Genomic DNA, 5,583 nt, shown 5'->3' on the forward strand with positions numbered 1-5,583 from the left:
ACTTTTCGGGAACTTAGGATACCATACAGACTCTAGCACTGTTCGAAAGCAGACATCTTCATAATCATTTGATAATCATAACTGAATTTGAACTATAATTAGCATTGTTTTTACTTGTAATAATCTTTATTAAATCACAACTTGAGTTTGTTGCATTGTATGTGATAATATGTACTCATGATTTAATAAATTCAAGGTGGTGCGGCGAAAGATATGGGAAGGAATTTCTGGCTCTTTTCAGTTGGAAGGTTAGTTTCTCTCATAGGAAGCGGCGTTCAGGCTTTGGCAATTCCCCTATACATCCTTGACCTAACTGGTTCCGGAGCAATCATGGGCACGTTCGCAGTGATTACTATGATACCCAGGATTATCTTCGGACCAATTGCAGGCGTACTTGGTGACAGGTTCAACAGGAAACTGATAATGATCTACATGGATTTTGCCAGAGGGGCAGCTATTCTCGCCATGGCCTATATGGCAAATGCAGAAGCCCTTACAATATCTATCCTTTTCATATTTCAGCTGTTGATTTCGACACTTGATATTTCTTTCGATCCCGCAACTGCGGCAATGCTTCCGGATATTATCGAAGAAGACAAGCTCTTGAGAGGAAATTCTATCCTTGGAGCAGTGAATTCCATCTCTTATATTGTGGGACCGGCGCTGGGAGGAGTGCTCTACGGACTTTTCGGAATCGAAGTAGTGTTCATTCTGAACGGAGTGTCTTTCGTCGCATCCGCAATCAGTGAGATCTTCATAGTTTACGAACGAACAACTGAGAAATCTAGAGTCTCCGTAAAGAGTGTCTTTGTCGATATTGTTGAGGGAATCAGCTATCTCAGAAGAATAAAGGGACTGATGATGGTTCTGATATTTGCTATGGTATCGAATTTCCTTTTGGCACCGGTGTTTACGGTTGTGTTCCCGTTTTTCGCGCGAACTGTGGTCGGTTTTTCCAGTCAACAATATGGGTTCCTTCAGTCTGGATGGGTGGTTGGAGTTCTTATAGGAAACATTCTCCTGGGGACAGTTCTTTCTAAGAGAAGACAGGGAAGTCTCTTTGCAGGAGGTCTAGCAACGGAAACAGTCATCAATTTCATTCTGGCAGCTTTCTTCTTTCCTTACTTCATGAATCTTTTTGGCGGCGCTTCATGGTTATATTTTGCAGCACTTGGAGTGCCGATTCTCGTGATGGGAGTATTTAATGCATTTGTTAACACCCCGCTTCAAACTCTGTTTCACCGGATTGTTCCTACTAGCTACAGATCCAGGGTGTTCTCCGTGATCTCAATTCTCGCTCAGATTGCAACTCCTTTAGGTTCTGCGATCTTTGGTTTTGCTGTTGATCGATTCCCTGTCCATTATCTTGTGCTCTTGTCATGCATTGGCAACGCTATTCTAACTATCGTATTTCTGATGAAGGGCATGTCGAGACTCTTCGAAGAAAAGAGAACAGATAACAGCAACGGCTCAAAGGGAAAGGCAGTCGAGCCTGTGAGAGAAGGAATTGGTGCGTAGGTTCTTTAAGTATCATCGTAGCCATCCCCAGATTCCTCTGCGCTTGACAGGCTGAAGCAAAATCGGTAAAAGAAGAACCGGAGCTTGATTCTCCGGTTCTTCACTCATATTGATGAAGGCTTAGTCTGTTGCGCTCTGGCTGTCCCTTTCTGCAGCAAGGTATTCCAGTTCTGAGATTATTGAATCGATCTCTAACTGAGCTTCTTCAGAAGGATCGACTTCCATTAGCGCTTCCATGTAAGTGAGCCTTTTGCTGAGCTTCTCTTCAATCCAGTCTGGGCTGTAGTCAAGATCTAGAGATAGAGAGTTGTTCCTTATCAAAATGTAAAGAATATCTGCTCTGACTTCCGGAGACATTTCCCTTTCTAACGTGGCTTCCAGTCCCGATTCGATTTCATCAATTGTACTGAAGACATAATCTACGAAACTTTGCCCGTAGTTGCTCAGCTGCTGCTGAAGAAGCTGTTGATTCATGAACGTCATTTCTAGTTCCTCTAGCCAGGAGTTGTAATAAGCAGCCGCAACTTCAGGAACGTTGCTATCAAGCTCATACATCATCTGGACAATCATGCCTCGCTTCTCTCCTATCTCAAACAAGGACCTTATGGCCACTTCGTAGTCAATACTCTCGGTGTATCCCAACATTTGAGACAACTCGATGTAGACAGCGTACTCCACGGGTGAGACCTGCGCAGATGAGTCTCCTTCACCGAAGACTTTCGCGGCAACTTCGACGAAGAATTCATTAGCCGACTCTTCTGTCCCTATAGCTTCCACGTATTCCTTGTAGAACAGCAGTTCACCATCAAGTATCACATAGTCAAAGTTGTTTTCGCTTATGTACCTCTCTAACCAACGATTGTAAGAATCGTTCTGATAACCTGAAACGAAATCATTATATCTGGGAGAGCTCACCATATCGGCCAGACTGTTAATCTCTGTTCTCTCTTCAACGATTATTAAGTGAAAACCAAACTCGCTTTTTACAGGACCGTAAAGCTTACCTATTGGTGCGGTAAGGATAGCTTCTTCAAACTCCGGCACAGTTTGCCCTCTTTGCAGCGATCCAAGCTCCCCACCATTGGCAGCCGTTCCTGAATCAATGGAGTAATGAAGGGCAGCTTCGCCAAAAGTGATTTCTCCACTTTCGATTCTACTCATGAGCTCAGTAGCAGTGGATTCATCGGTCACAAGAATGTGTCGTGCCCTAATCGTTTCATACTGGTTCTTGATTTCGGTCCTGAACTCCTCGAAGTAAACCGATAGAGCTTCTTCAGTAAGCGGAGCAACCGAATTCTGAACGAGTTCGGCCTTGAGGGCAGCATATACGTAACTCCTCATTTCATCTTTGAAGGTCTCAAGCGAGCCGTAGATAGTCTCAATTTGCTCGATCAGCCCAGGATTCGATGTGTACATCTCCATCATTGTATCCGTTTCGGCCTCAACTTCTTCATCAGAAGGAAGAAGATTGTTTTCCTCTGCATAGAAATCGATGAGCTTCTGGTCAACTATGTATGGTATTATCATCGTTTTTAGACCGATCTCGCTAGGGATGTAATAGCTATCGAAATACGGATCAAGAGTAATCCCCTGGCTACTTGCGTTCGCAACAGTCGCGCCAAATGCCTGTTCGATTTCTTCTCTGGTTATCCAAAACTCTTCTGGAACGTCTTCCCCATCTTTGGTAATCCTAACGGCGTACTCTGTTCCGAGCAGGGTCAGTGAGAAAATCGCCATCAGGAAAACTAGTAGTAACTTCTTCAAAATCATTCCCCCTCGTGTATTAGGTACATTCATGATAACATTTCATAGGAAATGGTGTGCCACGAGAGGTGAATATTTTGAGAAAGAGTGATCTTGATCTTGAAAGGCTTCACGCAACGTCCTGGAAATGGTTGAATTCAGAAGAAGCGGAATTGTCCGGAGGGGAGAATTCGAGGCAACCTCAAGCCTTGTATTTCTTTGCCGACGAAAGGAACAAATCCTTCTGCAGAAGGTACAATAGGGAAGTGAATTTCAGGAGAGACGTTGAGGACATAGGGCTTTGCGATAAGTGTGGAATGAGATTTCGGACTTACAGAGCAGCTCAAATCTGTGTATTTGCACCAGCTGAATCTTATTATACAATCGATACACGTGATGAAGCGAAGGCAATCGAGGAATTTCCTGACAAGGATCTTGCGGAAAAGGGAGTAAGCGACTTCGAGAGCAAGAGCTGGCAATAAAAGCTTTCTAATTTGAGTATTCGGACTATCTTTATTCTCGTGGGCCCGTAATGCATCATAATTAGATCTACTCAAGAGAGGCCTTGGAAGAAGATAAAAAATGTGTTAAAATAAATAGTGTAATTTTGTGAATAAATGTTCTTGGTTCGCACCGAAATATTTTTTGGTCAAATAGTATAGTTTATTTTTATCTTTAATCTTGATCTTTATTTTTATCTTTAATCTTGCGGAATTTAAGCTTATCATTGATTTATTTGCTTTCTGGAGGCTGACGGTGAAGAACTTAACGACGGTGCTTATTATGGGGGTGGTCTCCTCTTTTCGCCTTCAGACATGTCGATCTCGCATTTGGGAAAAGGAACTCTGATTGCGTTTCAGGATCTTAGAATGGAGTGGACACCTGAAGAAGGTTCTTCTATTGCAGAGAGAAACTTTGGTTACCTCTATATCAAATCCATAGATGTGACAGGCATTGAATATGAGTATCTGATTTACGATTCGGAAGGTACAATCATCAAGCGCGTTGACTCTGTTTTTCACCCGGTTTCTGAAGGATCTCAGGATTTCTCGAGTTTATCCGATACTGATTTGTTCTCCGGTGCCTTATATCATTCTGGTGCCGGCGTGCACAATCCAAATATTAGCGATGGATATCTTCTAACCTTTAGACACGATATACCAGATGAAGAGAACTCCGGCCCTCATTCCTTCAGAAAAGTTCTTTTCAGAGTCCAGCAACCGCCAGTGGTTTCTTCAACCAGATTTCCAAGAGGCGTCATTGCAATTAGCAATTCTGTGCCCAGATCGCTTGTGATCAACTCTTCTCTTCTTGTACAAGAGCCCTGTGAATCGGAAAACCAAATAGTGTTTTCGAAGACGTCTTTTATCCCTCACTTCTCTCTCGGTGATTACATTTTTGACACAATGAACGACTCTTTCAGAAGAGTTATTTCAGTGAATGATACCGACCCTTCAAAAGTAACACTAGGAACTGAAGAAGCTTTTGTGGAAGAGGCGCTGGCACTTTGATACTGAACATTGAGGGTGATGTATCAGAAATCGTACAGAAATTTGGAACTGAAGGAGATCGTGCCTTTGCAGAGAGTGTAACAACAAACCTGATCACAAAGGAATGGGATGTATCAATCATTGACAAGGATGAGATGAAGGCTGCAATCAAGAACAAACTGATCCTTGACGCAAATATCAGTCTTGATTTTCATCTTTCTTTGAACAAATTCAGCTCTAATGGAACGTTTCGCTTTCCGGCAACACTCTCTTCGATACTCGAGATAGTTGGAGAGGAAGGGTTTGAGACTGGACAAACGAAGAAAATTGCTGAACCACAGGTAAGCATTAGCGTATGCGGAATCCCCGTAAAAATCAGCGTACCGATTGAGCTGTTCTATGAAACATATGAAATGGAAGCAAAAGTCGCAAGCATTGATCTTCAATTCGGTCCCGAGATTCGGATTTCTCCGAAGTTTCATTATGAAGTCGAGGCAAAGTTCAACTTCCACGGTGCTCATGGAAATAGCTATTCAACGGGTTCTATAGATCACAATGCAACCTTTGTTGATAAGATCGAATTTGACGGATCCCCTGAGATAGTAGGAAAGTTTGGCTTCAGGTTTTATCCGGGAATAACTATTGCTTGTGTCCTTCGTCCGGAGATGGAGATGCCAGTCGGTTTTTCTGCAAGAGTAAACGAAACTAAGGCTGAACTCGATTTTGAGACTGTGGGCCATATAATGATTAAACTGGATCTGAGGTTTTACAAGCATACTTTTGCTAAGACAGAGGTCTTCAGCCAGACGAAGAATATTTATTCAAAAGAGTT

General features: G+C 42.8%; 4 protein-coding genes and 1 pseudogene. 4 read left to right on the top strand and 1 reads right to left on the bottom strand.

Annotated features, from left to right (window positions below):
- The first annotated feature begins 213 nt into the window (after positions 1–213).
- Complete coding sequence (locus B3K91_RS06475) at positions 214–1,518, top strand: MFS transporter (protein WP_292593484.1); 1,305 nt, start codon at positions 214–216, stop codon at positions 1,516–1,518.
- Positions 1,519–1,638: 120 nt separating this feature from the next.
- On the opposite strand, the gene B3K91_RS06480 is transcribed toward B3K91_RS06475, so the two are convergent.
- Positions 1,639–3,282: a peptidylprolyl isomerase gene (locus B3K91_RS06480; RefSeq protein ID WP_292594421.1), complete on the bottom strand. Its 1,644-nt coding sequence runs from the start codon at positions 3,280–3,282 to the stop codon at positions 1,639–1,641.
- Positions 3,283–3,350: 68 nt separating this feature from the next.
- Here B3K91_RS06480 and B3K91_RS06485 point away from each other — a divergent pair, with 68 nt between their 5' ends.
- From B3K91_RS06485 to B3K91_RS06495, 3 genes and pseudogenes are all read left to right on the top strand, one after another.
- Complete coding sequence (locus B3K91_RS06485; RefSeq protein ID WP_292593486.1) at positions 3,351–3,743, top strand: hypothetical protein; 393 nt, start codon at positions 3,351–3,353, stop codon at positions 3,741–3,743.
- Positions 3,744–4,130: 387 nt separating this feature from the next.
- Entirely contained in the window at positions 4,131–4,772 is a 642-nt protein-coding gene (locus tag B3K91_RS06490) for a hypothetical protein (RefSeq protein ID WP_292593487.1), read from the top strand.
- Positions 4,769–5,583: pseudogene (locus B3K91_RS06495) on the top strand (hypothetical protein); the annotation flags it as partial. The gene B3K91_RS06490 and the pseudogene B3K91_RS06495, both read left to right, overlap by 4 nt.

This window comes from Mesotoga sp. UBA5847, from assembly GCF_002432735.1.
Taxonomy (GTDB): Bacteria; Thermotogota; Thermotogae; order Petrotogales; family Kosmotogaceae; genus Mesotoga.